The organism is Brevibacterium sp. SIMBA_078 (genome assembly GCF_046534565.1).
Taxonomy (GTDB): domain Bacteria; phylum Actinomycetota; class Actinomycetes; order Actinomycetales; family Brevibacteriaceae; genus Brevibacterium.
On record NZ_JAWRYQ010000277.1, the window covers coordinates 1 to 266 of the forward strand.

1 protein-coding gene is annotated in these 266 nt (G+C 36.8%); it reads left to right on the plus strand.

All coding sequences use genetic code 11. The features are described from left to right. Positions 1-76: 76 nt before the first annotated feature. A partial coding sequence (locus SB749_RS19720) for a CrcB family protein (RefSeq protein ID WP_410711797.1) occupies positions 77-266 on the plus strand: 190 nt, incomplete at its 3' end.

The following is a 266-nucleotide window of genomic DNA, read 5'->3' on the forward strand; positions in this document are numbered from 1 at the left end:
CTAATGACTCCTACCCACTTTATAGATGGGTAGGAGTCTATTTTTTTGCCTAAATGATTGAAAGAGGTGGTATAAAATGATTTATTTGTTAGTGGGAACAGGCGGAATAATTGGCAGTCTGCTTAGATATTACTTGGGAGTGTTTACCCATTCTTGGTGGGGATATGATTTCCCTTTAGGAACCTTACTCATTAATTTGATTGGCTGCTTTGTATTAGGCTGGTTTACGAGTAGAATTGTCAAACTTAAACAATTTCATCCACATG